Consider the following 20,972-nt stretch of genomic DNA (forward strand, 5'->3'; position numbering starts at 1 on the left):
TTATTTCGACTCCTTCGCTTCATAGAATTCAACTTGTTCTTTAATGTTTTGAGGTTGTACTTCATACATATTTTTCAAGAAATCAGAAACCTTTTGTTTCGGTACACGGTCAGCATCTGTGATCGCTTGTTTGATTTCTTCTTTTGTTGCTTCGATCACTTTTTCTTCTTGTTCTTCTGACCATAAACCTTTTTCCGTTAAATATTTACGGAAGCGAACCAATGGGTCTTTCTTTGTCCATTCGTCATCCATTTCTTTTGAACGGTAACGTGTTGGATCGTCTCCAGACAAAGTATGTGGACCATAACGGTACGTCAATGTCTCGATCAATACTGGACCGTTGCCGTTTGCTGCCCATTCACGTGCTTTCTTAGATACATAATAAACAGCCAATGGGTCCATTCCATCCACTTGGATACCAGGAATTCCGGCTGCAACTGCTTTTTGAGCCAATGTATTCGCAGCAGTTTGTTTTTCACGAGGTGTTGAGATCGCGAAGCCATTGTTTTGAATGTAGAATACAGCGTTTGCATGATAAGCCCCTGCAAAGTTGATCGCTTCATAGAAATCACCTTGTGAAGAACCGCCATCACCTGTATATGTGAAAACAACATTTTTACTATCGCGTTTTTTCAATCCTAATGCGACACCGGCAGCTTGTACATATTGAGCTCCGATGATGATTTGTGGTGGTAATGCTTGTAATTCAGCAGGATAGTTGTTCCCAGCAACGTGACCACGAGACCATAAGAAGGCTTCTGCTAGCGGCAGACCATGTTTGATCAATTGAGGCACATCACGATACCCTGGTAATAGAACATCCTCTTTTTCAAATGCGAAGTGACTCGCTAATTGGCTGGCTTCTTGTCCAGCAGTTGGAGCGAAAAATCCTAAACGTCCTTGACGGTTCAATGCCGTTGAACGTTGGTCCAAAACACGCGACCAAACCATTGAAGTCATTAATTCAACAAGTTCGTCATCCGACAAGTCAGGAACTAGATTCTCATTCACAATCTTTCCGTCTTCATCTAGCGCTTGGTACACGGGGAAATCCGCGTTTACATCTTTTAGTAAGGCTTCAAAATCAATCGTTAACTTTTTTTCTGCCATGGTGTCACACTTTCCTCTCTTAAGTAAATTCAGTCTTGTTATCAGTGCAACAGCAAGTCAATCTGTATTATTGCTATTGCCCCTTCTTCTCTAAATTAGCATTTTTATAGTCAAATGACAACAAACTTGCTCACTGGTTTTGAACGAATTGAAGCGTTTCACCTTTTAGCCATGTGAAAGACCATTCAGCCTGTTTTTAAGCGGATTTTCTTCTTATAAATTTCAAATAAAGTTGGATACTCCAAAAGAACAGCAATTCTTGGTCAACCAGCCGATACTTCCTGTCTGGAAAGTCAAAAAAAGACTCAAGGATCGCTCCTCAAGTCTTTGGATTTGTTGCCTTTTTTCACAATAAAAGAAACAGAATAGCAACACAGGCTATTCTGTTATAGTTCAGATCCATTCTTTAGCAAGTTTGATATAAAGAACTTTTCCTAATTGCGTGGCTAACATATAAACGATCACGATTCCGACATACCAGAACCAATAAGTAATTGGCAAATGTACAAAATCAAATTGTTCAGCGATCGGGGTTAATACGACAAGTATTCCTACAACTACTGCCATCAGCAAGCTAATGAACACTTGAGGTGCTGGCCGACTTTGGATAAATGGAATTTTTCTCGTCCGAACCATCAAAACGACCAATGATTGTGTCGTTAACCCGATCATGAACCATCCTGTTTGGAACAGGTTCTGTGTCCCAACTGTATTGGCACCAAAAACAAACCACATAACTAAAAACGTAATGATGTCAAAAACGGAACTGATCGGACCGATACACACAGTAAATTTCAAGAGACCTTTTGTTTCCCATTTCGTTGGTACTTGCAATTCTTCCTCGTCCACATTATCCCAAGGAATCGTCAATTGCGCGAAATCATAGATTAAATTTTGCAATAGCAATTGGATCGACAGCATAGGCAAGAATGGCAAGAAGGCACTTGCGATCAGAATAGAGAACACATTCCCGAAGTTCGAGCTGATCGTGATCTTGATGTATTTCATCATATTACTGAAGACACGGCGGCCTTCAATGACACCATTCTCAAGAACACCCAAACTTTTTTCTAGTAAAATAATCGAGCTGGCATCTTTTGTAATATCCGCCGCTGTATCCACTGAGATCCCTACATCCGCTTTTCTTAAAGCAGGAGCATCATTGATTCCATCTCCCATAAAGCCCACAGTATGACCTTTACTTTGCAACGATTCAATGATCCGAGATTTTTGCATAGGATTTAGTTTCGCAAATAAATTGATTTTTTCTGCAGCTTGATACAATTCATCTTCCGACATGTCGTCTATTTGGTTTCCTAATAGGTAATCATCTGCTGAGATCCCTACATCCTGACAAACCTTTTGCGCGACGATCGCATTGTCTCCAGTCAAGACTTTCACCACTACCCCATGCTGATGAAGGGATTTGATGGCTGGTTTTGCGGAAGCCTTCGCTGGGTCCAGGAATCCCATGAAGCCGATCAAGATCATATCTTTTTCGTCTTCAGTAGAATAGATAGCTTCATCATGTGCGTCACGACGAACAGCCACAGTGATGACCCTCATTCCTTGACGGTTCATTTTTTCATTCACCGTTTGCAATTGGTGGCGAATCTCAGAAGTAAGCTCCAAAATCTCTCCATTAATTTCTACATATTTACAAATCTCCGCCATCTCTTCCACGGCACCCTTAGTGATCATTAATTGATGATCATCTGTTTTCATGACAACCGTTAAGCGACGGCGTGAAAAGTCAAAGGGGATTTCATCGATCTTTTGAACCGCTTGATACGGCAATTGACGGTCTTGTTCTTCAAAATAATTAATAACAGCGATATCCATCAGATTTTTCCAACCTGTTTGATAGGTGGAATTCATGAATGCTAAATCTAAGACTTGTTCATTTTCATTTCCCAATGGATCAAGATGCTCTACAAGAACCACGCGATCCTCAGTGATCGTCCCTGTCTTATCTGTACAGAGGACATCCATGCTTCCTAAATTTTGAATAGAGGCTAATTCTTTTACGATCACTTTGTGTTTTGAAAGTGTCAAAGCACCCTTAGCCAAGTTAGAGCTGACGATCATTGGCAACATCTCTGGAGTCAAACCGACAGCTACGGCAATCGCGAAGAAGAAAGCGCTGCTCCAATCCCCTTTTGTTAAGCCATTGATCAAGAAAACAAGCGGGAATAAAACCATGACCATCCGTAACAACAGCTTGCTGACCTTAGCTAACCCAATATCAAAGGACGTTTTTCCACGCTTTGAGGTCGCGTTTCTGGCAATATCTCCAAAAAATGTTTGTTGTCCGGTTTTTAAAATAATTGCTTTTCCTTGACCACTCAACACATCTGTTCCCATAAATACCAGATTCGTTAAGTCCAATGCCGTTGTTTCTTCTGTTACTTCGTTTTCTTCTGCAAGGTATTTTTCAACGGGCATTGATTCTCCCGTTAACGATGATTGGTTGACGAAAAGGTCTTTCGTCCAAATCAACACGGCATCTGCTGGGATCATGTCGCCAGTCGCTAACGTCAAAATGTCACCAGGTACGATTTCATCCATCGGAATTTCTTTTGTTTCTCCGTTCCGCGTGATTGCTGCGGTGTTTTCAATCATTTCTTTTAATTCGATACTCGCTTTTTGCGAACGGTATTCTTGAATAAAGGTTATCAAGACGCTGGCCAAGATCATGATCGTCATTACAACTGCGGCTTCTAGGTCATTCGTCAGTAAAGAAACAATTGCTAATAGCGCCAGTACGTAGACAAATGGATCGTTAAAGGATTGAAGGAATAATAACATGCCAGGCGTCGGCTTTTGTGAGGAAACCTCATTTGGACCGTATTCTTCCAAACGACTTTTCGCATCTTCTTCGGATAAGCCCTGTAAAGATGTTCGCAAGTTTAGAAAAAGGTCACGGTCAGGTAAAATTGCTAGTTTTTTTAATTCTTGATCTTTATTGATTTTGCGAGCAAGAAGGTTTTTTTTGTTCATCATAATGGTTCCTCCTAAAATTCAGGACAATCGAAGTAGTCCTATCGTATTTGCTTTTCGGTCGACTATCCTCATGATCCATCTTCCTCACATCCTTTCGATCTTATATTTTTGCCTAAGTGAAACGTATAGAGATTCAACATTTTGACTAGCTGCCGCAGCCATGTCCATGTGCGCAATAATTGTTCATCCATTACAAATGCTTCTATAATAAGCCTGCGTGAAGGAATCTATTCATTCACTGAAATTAACGCGCTGAAGTTTGTGGTCGAACTCGCTGCTAGCTCATATTTATGGATCGTATTTTTCGAAGAGCGAAAAATACGGTTATTTTCGTACGCATATGATTTTAGTAACGCGCTGAAATTTGTGGTTGAACTCGCCGCTAGCTCATATCTTTGGATCGTATTTTTCGAAGAGCGAAAAATACGTTTATTTTCGTACGCATACGATTCTACTAACGCGCTGAAGCGCGTAGTAGAACTCGCAAAAAGCGCGTGCTCGAAAATGAGCACGCGCGAAAAATCATTCATGTTCATCGTCGAGCTTTAGCACTATAGGGCGTAGACAAAAGTTGTCAGCTACGTTATGAATCACCTTCACGATGATCCCTGTTCTACCCATTGGCGTCTCTCGACATTTTTGGGCAGTAGCCTGTGTCCATATAGGAGCCTCACCTAACAATTATTCTTATTTACATTCTCACTATAGGGTACTTAAAACGAAGTGTCAAATATTTGGCTGAAAAAACTTGTTCATTTTCAGAAATTCATCTACTTTTTTATTAGGTGCAGCACCAAAATAGTCGGCGAATTTTTTACTCCAACGTTTTGTTTCGCGAGCTTCCGCGAATTTCTCCATCGTATCATCATAGGTTTCGATCAATCCATAGTCGTATTCTTGGTAAGTGTCATAATGGACAACTGCCTCTTCCGGTAAACGTGGTTTGATTCTCATTTCTACGTTTGGCTTTCCGATACTTAGTCCAGCCACAGGCATCACGTAATCAGGCAAGTTTAATAGTCTGCTGACTTCTGAAATATCTTTTCGGATGGAGCCGACAACAACAGATCCCAATCCCAAGGCCTCTGTTGCGATCACGGCATTTTCTAATGCCAATGCTGTATCTGTGACCGCCGTTATCAATGGGTCTAAGCCGGAATCAATAGGATAATCGGTGCCATAATGGCGCGCAACTTTCTCCGTGCGTTTTAAATCTGCTACAAAAACTAAAAAGGCCGAACTGTGGAGCATATGAGGATTTCCAGGATTCATCGCTACCAGTTGTTTTCTTATTTCTTGATCTCTAATTACGACAATGCTATACATTTGACCGTTCATCCAACTAGGCGCTTGTCGACTTGCGTTTAGGATTTTGTGCAGTTCCTCCTCTGATAATTGATACGTTTCATCAAAGCTTCTATAGGTCCGGTGCTGATTTAAAATCTCCAATGCTTCCATTTAACTCCTCCTTAATTCTCTTGAAATACGTTTTAGCTGATCAAAAAACTGTTTCTGTGTTTTTTTCGTCAGCCGAGTATAATTCACCCTCATTGCCATTGTATCATTACTAAAAAGGAATGCGGGGGCTATCGCTATTTTTTCTCTTAGAAAAATCTCCCAATCTTTTCTCGTCAAACGCTGATGTTTCCAGGTCAAATACACATAGATGCCGCCATCGATTTTAGATATTGCCCAATCGTCTGCGATCTGATCCGATGCCGCAGCGAAGTCATGAGCCTTTTGCTTCAAGGTTGCCACGAGCGCTTCCTGATTTTTTTCAAAGTGCGCGTCTGTTAATGCTGTATGAGCAATTACTTGGGGGAAAATACTGATCGAAAAATCCATCATTTGTTTTGCCTCGGACAACCGTTGAATCAGATCTTGATCAGCAACGACCCAGCCAATTTTGATGGACGAACCCAACAATTTAGAGAGTGAACCCAAGTGGATGACTTGATGTGGTGCTAGCTCCTTTAAAGACGGCGGCAGATCGATAAAATTCATTTCGCTAAACACTTCGTCTTCCACGATCGGTATCTGATAGTTATGACTAAGTGCAATCAATTCTTTTCGTCGATTTTCTGACATGGTCGTCCCAGTCGGATTTTGAAAGGTCGGGTTCAGAATGATCAATTTTATTTTCTTAGTCAGGATGAGCTGCTCCAGCTTATCGATACGCATCCCTTCTTGATCCATCTCTACGCCATACAATTTAACACCGGCACTTGCGAAGATTGGTAGTGAGTATAAAAAAGAAGGGTCCTCAATCGCCACGCTATCACCACTTTGTAACATCACCTGCAGCAATAAGAACATCGCTTGTTGTGCGCCCGAAGTAATCAAGACTTGATTTGCCGAAACGTCGATTTTTTGTTCTAGTTTAATTCGCTTACAGATAATCTGCTGCAACGGCCGGTAGCCAAGAGGGCTTTGCTTCTGTTCCTCTAACAGTAATTCTTCCCACGTGTAAGAGGGAAATCGAAAATCAGGGATCAAATTGAGGGGCAGGTCTCCTGAGTAAAGATCAATTGCCTCAGGATCAGATAATAAGGGGTGGATTTTTTCTAGAAAAGACTCTTTAGGGTGCGATTCCTGCGTGAATAGACGGCGCCAATCGACCCGGGGAGTCGTACTGCGTCCCCAATTTCCTTCATTCACCACTGTTCCACTGCCTTGCCGACGCAAGATCCAGCCAAGACTGACTAGCTCATCCAATGCGTGAACGACGGTTGACCGATTCACTTGGTAATGTTCTGCCAGCTTCCGTTCTGCCGGTAATTTATCGCCTGGTTTCAAGGTTCCCTCTTGGATATACGTAATAATTTGTTCAATGATTTGTTGATAAATCGGCGTAGACTTATTTTCTGCTAGTTCCCACATGGTCATCCCCCGTTTATAATTGGATGATTTAACATTAATCCAATTATATTTTCATGTCAATTGAACAAAGAAAAAGACTCCTGCCAAGCAAACGACAGGAGTCTTTTTAAAATCTTTTAAATGGTATCACCATTAAAAATCGAATTTTTAACGATGACATAATCTACTTTTTGCAAGGCTTCTAAGTCATTGCCACCAGCATAGGAGATAGAGGATTGCAAGTCCTGCTGCATTTCTACTAAAGTGTCTTTTAAAGAACCTTTATAAGGTATCCAAATTTTCTTACCTTCCACGTTTTTCTTTTCGCCTTTTTGGAATTCAGAAGCACTACCGAAGTATTCTTTGTATACAACGCCTTCCTCCACCATTGTTTCCCCAGGAGATTCTTCGTGTCCAGCAAATAGAGAACCAATCATGATCATCGTTGCACCAAAGCGAATAGATTTCGCAATATCGCCATGTGTACGAATCCCGCCATCTGCAATAATTGGTTTCCGTGCTGCTTTAGCACACCAGCTTAACGCAGCTAACTGCCATCCACCCGTACCAAAGCCTGTTTTAATTTTAGTAATACATACTTTCCCCGGTCCAATTCCTAGTTTTGTCGCATCAGCTCCGGCATTTTCCAATTCACGTACAGCTTCTGGCGTGCCGACATTTCCAGCGATAACGAAGGTTTCCGGCAAGTATGTTTTTATGTGTTTGATCATATTGATGACCGCATCTGAATGACCATGAGCAATATCGATCGTGATAAAATCAGGGTTCAACTTCTCTTCAGCCAACTGTTTTACAAAATCATATTCGTAGCCTTTGACGCCGACACTGATTGATGTAAACAACCCGCGCGCTTGCATTTTTTTAATGAAAGGAATTCGCTCCTCTTCATAAAAGCGATGCATAATATAGAAATACCCATTTTCTGCCAAAAATTCAGCAATCGTTTCATCGATGATCGTTTGCATATTGGCTGGTACAACAGGCATTTTAAAACTGAATTTCCCTAATTTAACAGTCGTGTCACATTCTGATCGGCTGTTCACAATACATTTGTTGGGGATCAACTGAATATCTTCATAATCAAATACTTTCATAAATGGCCTCCAATGGATAACATAGCTATCTCGTTTTATTCTCGTCATTTTTTTACTTATGAAAAATGACCGTGTTCTCGTCGCGCGAAGCTTTACACAAAACAAACGTTACAACTGTCAACCGATGCATACACACCCTCTTAACAGTACCTGATACGTGTAAATCGCGAACGATAAAAAAACATAGGGCAGTATCGCCCTATGTAATTTACAACATATCCGGTTAAAAAGCAAGCTGATTTTAAATTTTATCGCAAAAAACACGAACATTACCTTTTTATACTAAAGCACTTCTTAATTTTTTCGCCTGTAGACTGATTAAAAAGATAACATCTTCCATTTCTTCTTCGTTTGTCACATTCATTTCGATCTTCTGCGTTTTTTTTGACACGTCTTCAAATTTTTCCTTAAACTCCTTCGACATCACCTTTACCATCGGAGTCAAATAGCTTATACCAAAATCTGGGAAGGGAGTGCTCACGGAGAAATAGTTTTCATGAATCTTGATTTGACAAAGTAGACCGTTGTATTGCTCGATCACTAATTGCCAGCCTGATTTTTTTTGGAATATGTATGTGATTTTCGGATCATAATGTCTCATGATCTGAGCTAATAAGATTTTTAGATATTGGGAATTTGGCAATCCTGATAAGATCGTCTGGAGTTCTCTCTTTTCATCATCAGCCTTGGATCGTTTTCTTTCCATAGTCCTCGCCTCTTTCAATACGCTGTGGAACGAAAAATAATTCTAACTAATGCAATGGTTGTATGAGTTAAATTCTTTTTATTTTTCTTCAATTTCATATATTCTTTTAACGTTTTTTTCATATTCAGTTTACCATTTTTAATGAAAACTGTCATTTTTTTAATCCGGTTACTCCTATAACCAAAAAAAAAAAAAAAGACCCATCGGCCTTTTTTAATTATTTTGATTTATCACCAATATCCCGGCGATAAAAATAGTTTTTGGTAGTAGCTTCATCCAACGCTTGGTATACTTTCTTTTGCGCTGCTTCAATCGTGTCGGCTTCTGCTTCTACTAAGAGTACTCGTCCGCCTGAAGCCACGATTGCTTCATTCTTATCAGCGACTCCTGCATAATAAACGGTCACTTGGTCATTAAAGGTTGGTATATCCATCCCTTTTTTATAGTCATTCGGATAGCCTTCTGCCGCCAATACGACGCCCACGGACGCTCGTTCGCTCCAAGTCAGCTCTGGCTTACAATTGTTCAGCAGATCATCAATGATCTGTGCAAGATCACTTGTCAGTCGAGGCAGGACAACCTGTGTTTCAGGATCACCAAAGCGAGCATTGAATTCAATGACTTTTGGCCCTTTTTCTGTCGCGATCAGTCCAGCATATAAGATTCCTGTAAAGGGCGTATCGTTTTTGATCATTCCTAAAGCTGCTGGCTTGACTATTTTTTCTAACGCAGACGTTACTATCTCTGAAGAAATTTGAGGGACTGGTGAATAGGCCCCCATCCCACCAGTATTTGGACCTTGATCGCCGTCATAAGCACGTTTGTGGTCCTGAGCGATGACCATTGGATAGACTTCTTCGTCCTTTACAAATGCGAGTAGTGAAAATTCTTCCCCCGCTAAAAATTCTTCCACCACGACTTTGTCACCACTCTCACCGAAGCGATGATCCGTCATCATTTCTTTCAATGCTTGCAACGCATCGTCTAAGGTGAGTGCAACAGTAACGCCTTTGCCCGCTGCCAACCCATCCGCTTTGATGACGATGGGTGCGCCTTTTTCTCTGACATACGCGCACGCTGCCTCATAGTCAGTAAAGGCTTCGTACTCCGCCGTCGGGATTTGATTGTTCACCATGAGTTTTTTCGCGAATTCCTTGGAACCCTCGATCATTGCGGCTGCTCTATTCGGACCAAATATTTTTAATCCAGCTTTTTGGAAATCATCCACGATCCCATTTAATAGCGGAATCTCAGGTCCTACAAAGGTCCAAGCGATGCCCTGTTCTTTTGCAAATGAGATCAGCGCTTCGTGATCATCTTCTGCAATATCGAGGCGCTGAATCCCGTCCTTTTTCATGCCAGGATTGCCCTTTGCACAAAAGACATCTGTTACCTTTGGACTTTCCAGCATTTTTTTCGCAATCGCATGTTCACGTCCGCCGCTGCCAATAATTAATACCTTCATTGAATCCTCCTCAAATTAATGTTTGAAATGACGAACGCCAGTGAAGACCATCGCTACACCATATTTATTAGCCATCGCGATTGAATCCTTGTCACGAATACTTCCACCCGGCTGAACAATCGCCTTGATTCCATGCTGTGCCGCGTATTCTACACTGTCATCCATTGGGAAATAAGCATCACTCGCTAAAACTGCCCCTTCCATCCGGCCTTTTGCCTCTTCAAGAGCAATTTTTACGGAGCCTACTCGATTCATTTGACCTGCACCAACGCCGACAGTTTGATGAGCGTTTGCGACAACGATCGCATTCGATTTTACATGCTTCACGGCTTTCCAAGCAAATGCCAATGCCTTCAGCTCTTCGTCTGTTGGTTTCCGATCTGTAGCTACTTCCCATTCTTCTGGAATTTCTGTCACAACATCTTGCTCTTGAACAAGCAAGCCGCCTAGAACAGACACCACTTCTTGCTGATCGCTGTTCGTGTTGCTGAAATCCAACGTCATTAAGCGCAGGTTTTTCTTGCTTGATAATACGTCAAAGGCTTCCTTGCTGAAGCTTGGAGCAATAATAATTTCTAAAAATAGCTTGTGCATTTCTTCTGCTGTTTCTAGGTCGATTTCGCGGTTTGCGACTAAGATACCGCCAAAGATAGAAGTAGGGTCTGCCTCATATGCAAATTGATACGCCTCTGCAATCGTTCGGCCGCTACCGATCCCACATGGATTCATATGCTTCAGTGCCACTACAGTAGGGTCGGAAAATTCTCTGGCAATACGAATAGCCGCATCGGCATCCTTAATATTATTGTAGGACAATTCTTTCCCGTGTAATTGTTCCGCACTGGCAATCGAATAAGAAACCGGTCGGGCATTTTGATAAAAAGCAGCCGTTTGATGACTATTTTCCCCATACCGCAGCGTTTGCTTCAGCTCATAGGTCAACGTCATTTTTTCTGGTTCCAGCTCTTCTACACGATTCGTTAAGTATTCTGCGATTAAGGCATCGTAGGCCGCAGTGTGACGGAAAACTTTCGCCGCTAAACGTTTCCGCGTTTCTAACGTAGTCGCCTGATTACTTTTCATTTCTGCTAACACAAGTGAATAATCTTCTGGATCAACAACGACCGTTACCGATGCGAAGTTTTTCGCAGCGGAACGAAGCATGCTTGGCCCGCCGATATCAATGTTCTCAATCGCTTCTGCCTCCGTGACGTCTGCTTTAGAGATCGTTTCTTTAAATGGATAGAGATTTACGCAAACAAAATCAATCGGCAGAATATCCTGCGCCTGCATTGCCTCTAAATGACTTGCTAGATCGCGGCGGCCTAATAACCCACCATGGATTTTTGGATGCAGCGTCTTCACGCGGCCGTCCATCATTTCTGGAAAACCAGTAACTTCGTCAATACTCAAGGTCGATAGTCCGGCATCGTCTAGTACTTTTTTAGTCCCGCCCGTAGAAATAATCTCAATCCCTGCGTCAATCAATCCTTTAGTAAATTCTACAATTCCGGTTTTATCTGAAACACTAATCAATGCTCTTGTCATTATGATTCTCCTTATTCATAGTAATGAATTCATTTTGTTTGTGAACGACTAAATACGTATATCGAATACCAAGCAATTAGGCATTTGACTTTCCAATTGAAAAGTTTTTCTCGCTTTTTCTTTACATTTGTAAAGTTTTAGAGCGATTCGCTTAGTATGTGTAAACTTCTCAGTTGTCAGATTCTTTTACAATTTCTGCTAAAACCTGAGGGTAAAGCTGGTGTTCAACTGCATGGATCTTCGTTTCTAAATCACTCAAGCTGTCTGTTTCAGCAACAGATACTTTCCCTTGAGCAATGATCGGTCCTGTGTCCACGCCGCGATCGACATAGTGAATCGTCACGCCTGTTTCCTTTACCCCTGCCTCATAGGCGTCTCTGATCCCGTGTAAACCTGGAAAATCAGGGAGCAGGGCTGGATGGATATTGACGATTCGATTCGGAAATGCTGTTAACAAGTCTTCGCCGATAATGCGCATATACCCCGCTAATACGACCAATTCAACCTCGTGATCCTTCAATTTCTTTAACAGGGCTGCTTCGTAACTTTTCTTATCAGGAAACTCTTTCAACTCGAAGCTCTCACAAGGAATCGAAAATTTCTTTCCTCGTTCTAACACATAGGCATCGCGATGATCAGAAAACAGCAAAACCAACTCGGCCGGGATCTCTTTATCTTTGACGGCCTGAGCGATCACTTCAAAGTTCGACCCATTTCCTGAAGCTAAAACGGCTATTCTCATATTTTTTTCCCTTTGAAAAGAATCGCTGCTTCCTCTTTTTTCGTCACTTTGCCGATTAGAAAGAAGGCTTCGTTTCGTTCAGTGAGATCCGCTTTGACAGCGTCTAATTTTTCTGGAGAAACAGCCAAGACCATTCCAATCCCCATATTGAAAATTTCGTACATTTCCATTTCAGGAATTTTTCCGTACTTTGCTAGCGCGTCAAAGATCGGTAAAACAGGCCACGCATCTAAGTGGATCTCGCAGGCCAATGCGTCCGGCAGCATTCTTGGTAAATTTTCTACAAAGCCGCCACCCGTCACATGGGCGATCCCATTCACTAATTCCTTTTTGATCAGAGGCATTACTGCGTCAACATAAATCTTTGTTGGTGTCAAAATTTCATCGCTGAGAGTGCCAGAAAGCTCCGGCAGCTTCTCGTCGTATGAAAAATGATTCGTTTCGAAGAAAATTTTCCGAACTAAGGAGTAGCCATTTGAATGAATTCCTGAAGAAGGCAAACCAACTAAGATGTCGCCCTCCGAAATTTTCTCGCCGGTGATCATTTGGCTTTTCTCAGCGATTCCCACTGTAAAACCTGCAAGATCATAATCGTCTTCACCATACATTCCCGGCATCTCAGCAGTTTCTCCACCGATCAAGGCTGCTCCTGCTTGCACACAGCCTTCCGCAACACCAGCAACCACTTGTTCCAATCGCGCGGGTATATTTTTTCCTGTTGCGATGTAATCTAGAAAGTATAACGGTTCTGCTCCTTGTGCTACGATATCGTTCACACACATAGCGACACAATCGATCCCGATCGTATCATGTTTGTCCGCCTGAATCGCTACCATCAATTTTGTTCCGACCCCGTCTGTTCCTGAGACTAGAACAGGCTCTTTTACATCGAATTGGCTCAAGTCAAAACAGCCGCCAAATCCGCCGATGGCACCCATGACGCCTAATCTTTCGGTCCTTTTCACATGCTTTTTGATACGCTCCACTACTTCATAACCGGCCTCAACATCTACACCAGCTCTGGAATATGCATTTCCCACTCGTTTCGCCCCTTATTCGTTTTTGTTGATTCATTTAGAAAAACAGAAAATTTATAGACCCTTTACCGCATCTATCATGCGCCTGGGCCTTTGATATCAGCCGCTTTAAACAAACGAAGTCTTTTCCTTCAGTGTTGCTTGGTAATGTGCCTCATAATCGTATAACGGTGTCGGATAGTCTCCGTTAAAATAGGCCATGCACAACCCTGAATAGGGTGCGTCAAAATGTAACCCAATAGCGTTGATCAGTCCTTCTTCACTTAAAAAAGAAAGAGAATCTGCACCGATCAGTTCGCGAATTTCTTCAATTGAATGATTGGCCGCAATCAGCTCTTTGCGGGTTTGTATGTCAATCCCGTAAAAACAAGGATAGCGCAAAGGAGGCGAAGCAATGCGCACGTGAACTTCCTTCGCACCTGCTTCTTTTAATAAGTTTACGATGCGACGGCTCGTTGTCCCGCGGACGATCGAGTCATCCACCATAATAACTCGTTTGCCCTCAACGACACCTCGGACAGCCGAAAGCTTCATCCGCACCCCTTGCTCCCGCAATTCTTGAGTTGGCTGGATAAACGTTCTGGCGACATATTGATTTTTTACTAACCCCATTTCATAGGGGATGCCTGATTCTTCTGCATAGCCGCTTGCCGCTGATAAGGATGAATTTGGCACACCCACCACCATATCTGCGTCAATGCCGTCTTCCTGTGATAAAATGCGCCCCATGTTTTTGCGCGCACTGTGAACGTTCACGCCAGCAATGTTTGAATCGGGACGGGCAAAATAAATATATTCCATTGAACAAATGGCGTGTTGTGTCTCTTTCGTAAAATGTTCGACTTTTAGGCCTTCATCGTTGATCGTGATGATCTCGCCTGGATTCACATCTTGAATAAACGTGGCGCCAACGACTTCCAGCGCACACGTTTCCGATGCTACGACATACGCGCCATTGACCATTTGTCCAATAGACAACGGGCGAAAGCCGTTAGGATCAAGTGCCGCCACCATCGATTCTTCTGTCAGCATCAGGTAAGCGAAGCCGCCCTTGACCGTGTTTAGGGCCTCCTTCATTCGTTCACACAATGTTTCCTTTTGACTGCGGCGAATCAAGTGCATCAAAATTTCAGTATCAGAGTTTGAATGGAAGATGGCTCCATCAATTTCCAATTCCTTTCGCAAACTTTTTGCATTGGTCAAATTTCCATTATGAGCTAACGCAAAATCCCCATCATAGAAATTGAATAAAAAAGGCTGGATATTATCGACACTGCTGTTTCCTGCCGTCGCATAGCGCACATGACCAATCGCTGCTTGCCCTGTTAACTGGTTTAATTGACGCTCATCTTTAAAGACTTCAGACAACAATCCTAGACCACGAGTACTCATTAATTTGCCGCTGTCATTACTAACGATTCCAGCACCTTCTTGACCACGGTGCTGCAAACTATGCAAGCCAAAATAAGTGACGCGTGCAGCATCTGGGTGACCCCAGATGCCGAAAACGCCACACTCTTCATTTAAACTTTTTACTTCATTAGACATGGAATGGCTTCCTCCCATAATTTTTCAGCTTCCTCTGTAGCGACTGTGATCTCACCGCCCACAGCGCTCATGCGTAGGTTCCCGGAATTCGTCACCTTGCCGACCTTCAAAGCTTTCTTCCCTGCTAAAGCCTCAAAGTCCGCTTGCTTCTCTGGATTTACCGATAGAACAAAACGAGATTGAGTTTCTGCAAAAAGGGTTTCGATAGGCATATCAACAGCAATCTCAACACCTAAATGATTCGTGAATGCTGACTCAGCGATGGCTACTGCCAATCCGCCCTCTGCACAGTCATGAGCACTTTCAATGAGACCCGCTTTGATCGCAGCAAGAACGAAGTCTTGATTTGCTTTTTCGACAGCGAGATCAAAGTCCATCAATTTTCCTTCAATTTTTCCTGTTTGCATTTTTTGAATTTCAGTTCCATTGAAATCGTCCTTTGTTTCGCCAACAATATAGATCAAGTCGTCCGCATTCTTGAACTCCTGAGTCGTAATGTGAGCTAAGTCCTCGATCAAGCCCACCATACCAATCATTGGTGTTGGGTAAATCGCTTTCCCGTTCGTCTCATTGTACATGGACACATTTCCTGAAATAACTGGTGTATTCAATGTACGACAAGCCGCTGAAATACCGTCTGCCGAAGTCCACAATTCCCAGAAGCCTTCTGGTTTTTCTGGAGAACCGTAATTTAAACAGTCCGTGATCGCCAAAGGCTGTCCGCCAGAAGCAATAATATTACGTGCTGCTTCAGCAACTGCGATTTGACCGCCTACTTCAGGGTTCAAATACAAGTACCGGGCATTACAGTCAGTCGTCATCGCCAAGGCTTTATTTGTTCCACGAACCCGTAAAACAGCCGCGTCACTCCCGGGTCTGACAACCGTATTTGTTCGAACCTGAGAATCATAGGTCTCATAGATCATTCTCTTTGAAGCGATCGTCGGCTGCTGCAATAACGCCAATAATGTTTCTGTTCCATCGGAAACTTCTGGTTCAAAATCAGCCATCGCTGCGAATTCTTGGATACGTGCGGGTTCGCGTTTTTCATTTTCATACACAGGCGCATCTTCAGCCAATGCATCAACGGGCAAATTCGCGACTTCCTCTCCGTGATGATACAAGCTGTACATCCCGTCATCCGTTACCTCACCGATAGTCACTGCATCCAACTCATAGCGTTTGAACAATGCAACAACTTCCTCTTCATGCCCTTGTTCCACACAAATCAGCATCCGCTCCTGTGATTCCGAAAGCATCATTTCGTAAGGGGTCATCTGTGTTTCTCGTTGCGGGACATCATCCAAGTACAGTTTTAACCCAGAGCCGGCTTTTGAAGCCATCTCTGAACTAGAAGAAACCAAGCCGGCCGCTCCCATGTCTTGGATTCCGACCAAAATATCTGAATGCTCTAAGATCAATTCCAAGCATGCCTCTAATAAAAGTTTTTCCATGAAGGGATCGCCTACTTGAACGGCCGAACGCTGTTGTTCTTCCCCTTCAACAAATTCTTCAGAAGCAAACGTTGCGCCATGAATACCATCTCGACCCGTTTTAGCCCCAACGTACATGATCGAATTGCCAACGCCCTTTGCTTGGCCTTTTTGGATATCCTTATGGTCGATCAAGCCCACACACATCGCATTGACTAATGGATTTCCCTCATAACAAGCATCGAATGCCACTTCTCCGCCGACAGTCGGAATACCGATACAATTCCCATAACCACTGATTCCTGCAACGATTTCTTCTAATAAATACTTCGTACGAGCGGTAGTCAACTCACCGAAACGCAATGAATCTAAAATAGCGATCGGACGGGCACCCATACTGAAAATGTCGCGAATGATCCCGCCGACACCTGTTGCTGCCCCCTCATATGGTTCGACTGCGGAAGGATGATTGTGGCTTTCTGCTTTAAAAACAACCGCTTGTCCATCACCAATGTCCACGATCCCAGCACCTTCTCCAGGTCCTTGCAACACTTGCGCCCCCTCTGTTGGGAACTTGCGTAATACAGGCTTCGAATTTTTATACGAACAATGCTCGCTCCACATAACAGAAAATAAGCCCGTTTCTGTATAATTCGGAAGGCGGCCAAGGATGTCCTCGGAAATCAGGCGATATTCCTCATCAGTCAACCCCCATCCAGCATAAATGCGCTGATCTTTGATCTCTTGAGCTGTAGGTTCAACTTTCATCATTAGTTTGCAGTCACCTTTCCAAAATTAGTTAGTATTGAAGCGAAGAATTTCTTTCCGTCATCAGAACCCAGTAATGTCTCCATTGCTCGTTCTGGATGCGGCATCATTCCTAAGACATTTCCTGCCTTGTTCGTGATCCCTGCGATATTTGCGACACTTCCGTTGATGTTTTCACCTTCATAAGTGAAGACGATTTGATCGTTCGCCTTTAGCTCAGCCAAAGTTTTTTCATCGCAATAATAGCTTCCTTCACCGTGGGCAACAGGAATTTGGATCGTTTCATTCGCTTCATATTCAGAAGTAAATTTTGTTTGGTTATTCACAACAGTGAGTGGTGTGATCTTGCTGATAAATTTCAAGGAATCATTGCGACGCAGCGCACCAGGTAAAAGACCAGCTTCTGTCAAGATCTGAAACCCATTACAGGTCCCAAAAACAGGCTTTCCTTCTTCAGCAAACCGAATAACCTCCGACATGATCGCCGCAAACCGAGCGATTGCACCGCAGCGTAAGTAGTCTCCATAAGAGAATCCGCCTGGAAGCAATACGCCATCAAACCCTTCTAGACTGTCGGAATCATATCGAACATACTCGCAATCTGCTCCCATGATTTCCTTCATTGCCCAGTACATATCCAAATCACAATTTGAACCGGGAAATACAATGACTGCAAATTTCATGCTACACTTCCTCCGCTGTCAAAATTTCGTAGCGATACGTCTCCATGTTTACGTTGGCTAATAATTTGTCACAAACTTCTTCAATCATTTCTTCTACAGGGCGGTCATTTTTCGCCACTTTGATTTCAAAATATTTCCCGATACGTACTTCTTCGATCTCATCATAGCCTAAACGATGAACCGCACCCTTTACTGCTTCTCCTTGGGGGTCTAACACAGAATCCTTATACGTAACATAAACTTTCACAAAATACATTCTTATTCTCCTCGCTTTTCTAATCTATTTAGTACTTCTTGGTATATCGGGATAATATCTCCTAAGTCACGACGATAAATATCTTTGTCTAAATGTTCCTTCGTTTTCTTGTCCCATAAACGGCAAGTATCCGGAGAAACTTCATCTGCTAGTAAAATCGACCCATCTTTCTGACGACCAAACTCTAATTTAAAGTCAATCAGCGTAATATCCATCGAGTCAAATAGCGCCGTCAACGCTTCGTCGACTTCTAAAGCCATTTTTCTCAACTGGGCAATCTCATCCGTCGTTGCAAGTTGCAGGAATTCAATATGGTCCTCAATGATCATTGGATCTTCCAGCGCATCGTTTTTATAATAAAATTCTACGATGGGTCTATTCAGTGGGGTTCCCTCTGGTATAGCCAATCGTTTTGAAAAACTTCCCGCTGCCACATTCCTTACCACTACTTCCAATGGAATGATCTCGACCGTCTGAATCAATTGCTCCTTCTCCGACAGTAGTTCGATAAAGTGATTGTTGATTCCTTTACTTTTTAAAAAATTAAAGATTTGAGCAGTGATTTGATTATTAAGTTCGCCTTTACCGCTAATTTGATCTTTTTTTGCACCGTTTAAAGCAGTTGCCTGATTGAGGTATTCGACCCAAACAATCGCTGGATCGTCTGTTTTAAATAATTTTTTTGCTTTGCCTTCATACAATAAAGTCGTTTTTTCCACGTTAGCGCGCCCCTTTTTTCTGAACATTATGAAACATAATGTTCAAATCGTTCGTTTATCAACTTCATCTTTAGTGTAACAACTGCCCCTCACTTTTTCAACGCTTTATCGGATATTATAATCACAAAAACTGTATAACGTTCGTGTTTTAGCTAGTCGTATCAATTGGAATTATCTTAACCACTAAGAGATAGCGTTTACATTTTAAGCAAATGATGCTATATTAAACTCGAATGAATTAGATGGAGGAATCGCTTATGCTAGACGCGGGTGCAGCAGCTCATACATTTCTTAATTCAATGGAAGAAACAGAAAAACAACAATTGCTAAATGCCTTATTGGGACTAGATACTACACACAATCTCAATCAAGGAACCAGTTTTTACTCATACCGAAATTTAAAAAAAATGTTGCATCCAAAGCAATCTCAAGCGATGCAATGTTTAAATTTCTCTAATCAAGCACAAGATACCTTAGTGATCAAACAATTTAAGGATCATTCGTTTTTGAAGAATTCTTATCGGATCGAGATTCTATTAAACACCCATTCTTATGAGTACCAGTTGGTGGATTGCTTATTACAGGAACTTCATGAAAGTTGTTTCGTAGATGTTTACTCTTATGCGTGAAACAAAAAAATCTCTTGCCCTTCGGCAAGAGATTTTTTTTATTTAAGACCTACACGTTCAAATACGCGATCGACATTTTTCAAATGATAATTATAGTCAAATGCATCGTCTAAATCAGATTCAGACAATACCTTCGTGATTTTCTCATCTTCTTCAAGCAACGGACGGAATTGCACTTGATGATCCCATGCGTAAGCTGTTTTCGGCTGTACTAGATCATAGGCTTCTTCACGAGTCATTCCTTTATCGATCAATTTCAATAGCACACGTTGGCTATAAATCAACCCGAATGTCGCCTGCATGTTGCGCTTCATATTTTCTGGAAAAACGGTCAGATTTTTAACGATCGTACCAAAGCGATGCAGCATATAATCCACAAGAATCGTTGTATCTGGAGTAATGATCCGTTCTGCTGATGAATGTGAAATATCGCGTTCATGCCATAAAGCCACGTCTTCAAAGGCAGTGATCAGGTGACCTCTTACAACACGGGCCAACCCAGTCATGTTTTCAGAACCAATCGGATTGCGCTTGTGAGGCATAGCAGAAGAACCTTTTTGTCCTTTTGCGAAAAATTCCTCCACTTCACGGGTCTCAGATTTTTGCAGACCACGAATTTCTGTCGCAAAGCGCTCAATTGACGTAGCGATCAAAGCTAAGCTTGAAAAGTATTCCGCGTGTAAATCTCTAGGCAATACCTGAGTCGATACTTCTTGCGGACGGATACCTAATTTTTCACAGACATATTCTTCAACAAAAGGCGGGATGTTCGCGAATGTTCCTACAGCCCCTGAGATTTTCCCAGCTTCTACCCCTTTAGCCGCATGCTCAAAACGCTCGATATTGCGTTTCATCTCTGAATACCACGTCGCTAATTTCAGACCAAACGTAGTTGGCTCAGCATGAACACCGTGGGTCCGTCCCATCATTACTGTGTTTTTGTTCTCTTTCGCTTTTTCGCCGACAATAGTCAAAAAGTCTTGCAAATCTTGGCGTAAAATATCATTGGCTTGTTTATACAAGTAACCATACGCCGTATCCACGACATCGGTGCTGGTCAATCCATAATGAACCCATTTCCGTTCTTCGCCCAATGTTTCCGAAACGGCACGTGTGAAGGCAACGACATCATGTTTTGTCGATTGCTCGATCTCTAAGATACGATCAATGTCGAACCCCGCGTTTGCGCGAATCTTTTCAACATCTTCTTTCGGGATCTCACCAAGCTCTGCCCATGCCTCGTCGGCTAATATTTCAACTTCCAGCCATGCTTTATAGCGATTTTCGTCACTCCAGATATTTCCCATTTCAGCTCTTGTATAGCGATCTATCATTGTATTCTCCCTTTTAA

At 42.4% G+C, this 20,972-nt stretch carries 17 protein-coding genes and 1 riboswitch; of the genes, 1 reads left to right on the plus strand and 16 read right to left on the minus strand.

Annotated features, from left to right (window positions below):
* The 15 genes from pdhA to purC form a co-directional block, all read right to left on the minus strand.
* The gene (gene pdhA / locus I592_RS08095) at window positions 1-1,110 is read right to left on the minus strand and encodes a pyruvate dehydrogenase (acetyl-transferring) E1 component subunit alpha (RefSeq protein WP_010780691.1); all 1,110 of its coding nucleotides are present in this window, start codon (window positions 1,108-1,110) and stop codon (window positions 1-3) included.
* 393 nt (window positions 1,111-1,503) lie between these two features.
* Entirely contained in the window at window positions 1,504-4,110 is a 2,607-nt protein-coding gene (gene mgtA, locus I592_RS08100; RefSeq protein WP_010780690.1) for a magnesium-translocating P-type ATPase, read from the minus strand.
* A gap of 527 nt (window positions 4,111-4,637) precedes the next feature.
* Window positions 4,638-4,802, minus strand: a riboswitch (M-box (ykoK) riboswitch).
* Window positions 4,803-4,839: 37 nt separating this feature from the next.
* Window positions 4,840-5,571 (minus strand): nitroreductase family protein, encoded by a 732-nt coding sequence (locus I592_RS08110; protein WP_010780689.1) that lies wholly within the window; start codon window positions 5,569-5,571, stop codon window positions 4,840-4,842.
* A complete protein-coding gene (locus tag I592_RS08115; protein ID WP_010780688.1) occupies window positions 5,572-6,993 on the minus strand; it encodes an aminotransferase-like domain-containing protein in 1,422 nt (473 codons plus the stop codon).
* Between the two features lie 116 nt (window positions 6,994-7,109).
* Window positions 7,110-8,087 (minus strand): GMP reductase, encoded by a 978-nt coding sequence (guaC, locus tag I592_RS08120; RefSeq protein ID WP_010780687.1) that lies wholly within the window; start codon window positions 8,085-8,087, stop codon window positions 7,110-7,112.
* A 277-nt stretch (window positions 8,088-8,364) separates the two neighbouring features.
* Window positions 8,365-8,793, minus strand: coding sequence for a DUF3788 family protein (locus I592_RS08125; RefSeq protein ID WP_010780686.1), 429 nt, complete (start codon window positions 8,791-8,793; stop codon window positions 8,365-8,367).
* Window positions 8,794-9,010: 217 nt separating this feature from the next.
* Window positions 9,011-10,258, minus strand: coding sequence for a phosphoribosylamine--glycine ligase (gene purD / locus I592_RS08130; RefSeq protein WP_010780684.1), 1,248 nt, complete (start codon window positions 10,256-10,258; stop codon window positions 9,011-9,013).
* 15 nt (window positions 10,259-10,273) lie between these two features.
* Entirely contained in the window at window positions 10,274-11,806 is a 1,533-nt protein-coding gene (gene purH, locus I592_RS08135) for a bifunctional phosphoribosylaminoimidazolecarboxamide formyltransferase/IMP cyclohydrolase (RefSeq protein WP_010780683.1), read from the minus strand.
* A gap of 169 nt (window positions 11,807-11,975) precedes the next feature.
* The gene (purN, locus tag I592_RS08140; RefSeq protein ID WP_010780682.1) at window positions 11,976-12,548 is read right to left on the minus strand and encodes a phosphoribosylglycinamide formyltransferase; all 573 of its coding nucleotides are present in this window, start codon (window positions 12,546-12,548) and stop codon (window positions 11,976-11,978) included.
* Window positions 12,545-13,588, minus strand: a complete 1,044-nt coding sequence (gene purM, locus I592_RS08145; protein ID WP_010780681.1) for a phosphoribosylformylglycinamidine cyclo-ligase — start codon at window positions 13,586-13,588, stop codon at window positions 12,545-12,547. Before purM ends, purN begins: the two co-directional genes overlap by 4 nt.
* A 105-nt stretch (window positions 13,589-13,693) precedes the next feature.
* A complete protein-coding gene (gene purF, locus I592_RS08150) occupies window positions 13,694-15,133 on the minus strand; it encodes an amidophosphoribosyltransferase (RefSeq protein WP_010780680.1) in 1,440 nt (479 codons plus the stop codon).
* Window positions 15,118-17,337, minus strand: coding sequence for a phosphoribosylformylglycinamidine synthase subunit PurL (purL, locus tag I592_RS08155; protein ID WP_010780679.1), 2,220 nt, complete (start codon window positions 17,335-17,337; stop codon window positions 15,118-15,120). The genes purF and purL overlap by 16 nt, the downstream gene beginning before the upstream one ends.
* Window positions 17,337-18,017: a phosphoribosylformylglycinamidine synthase subunit PurQ gene (gene purQ / locus I592_RS08160; protein WP_010780678.1), complete on the minus strand. Its 681-nt coding sequence runs from the start codon at window positions 18,015-18,017 to the stop codon at window positions 17,337-17,339. The genes purL and purQ overlap by 1 nt, the downstream gene beginning before the upstream one ends.
* Before the next feature lies 1 nt (window position 18,018).
* Window positions 18,019-18,273, minus strand: a complete 255-nt coding sequence (purS, locus tag I592_RS08165) for a phosphoribosylformylglycinamidine synthase subunit PurS (RefSeq protein WP_010780677.1) — start codon at window positions 18,271-18,273, stop codon at window positions 18,019-18,021.
* 2 nt (window positions 18,274-18,275) lie between these two features.
* A complete protein-coding gene (purC, locus tag I592_RS08170) occupies window positions 18,276-18,992 on the minus strand; it encodes a phosphoribosylaminoimidazolesuccinocarboxamide synthase (protein WP_010780676.1) in 717 nt (238 codons plus the stop codon).
* Window positions 18,993-19,249: 257 nt separating this feature from the next.
* Here purC and I592_RS08175 point away from each other — a divergent pair, with 257 nt between their 5' ends.
* Window positions 19,250-19,621 carry a hypothetical protein gene (locus I592_RS08175; protein ID WP_010780675.1) on the plus strand — a complete coding sequence of 124 codons (372 nt, stop codon included), beginning with the start codon at window positions 19,250-19,252 and terminating at the stop codon, window positions 19,619-19,621.
* 38 nt (window positions 19,622-19,659) lie between these two features.
* On the opposite strand, the gene purB is transcribed toward I592_RS08175, so the two are convergent.
* On the minus strand, window positions 19,660-20,955 hold the full coding sequence (gene purB / locus I592_RS08180; RefSeq protein WP_010780674.1) for an adenylosuccinate lyase: 1,296 nt from the start codon (window positions 20,953-20,955) through the stop codon (window positions 19,660-19,662).
* Window positions 20,956-20,972 lie beyond the last annotated feature (17 nt).

Source organism: Enterococcus gilvus ATCC BAA-350, from assembly GCF_000407545.1.
GTDB classification, from domain to species: domain Bacteria; phylum Bacillota; class Bacilli; order Lactobacillales; family Enterococcaceae; genus Enterococcus_A; species Enterococcus_A gilvus.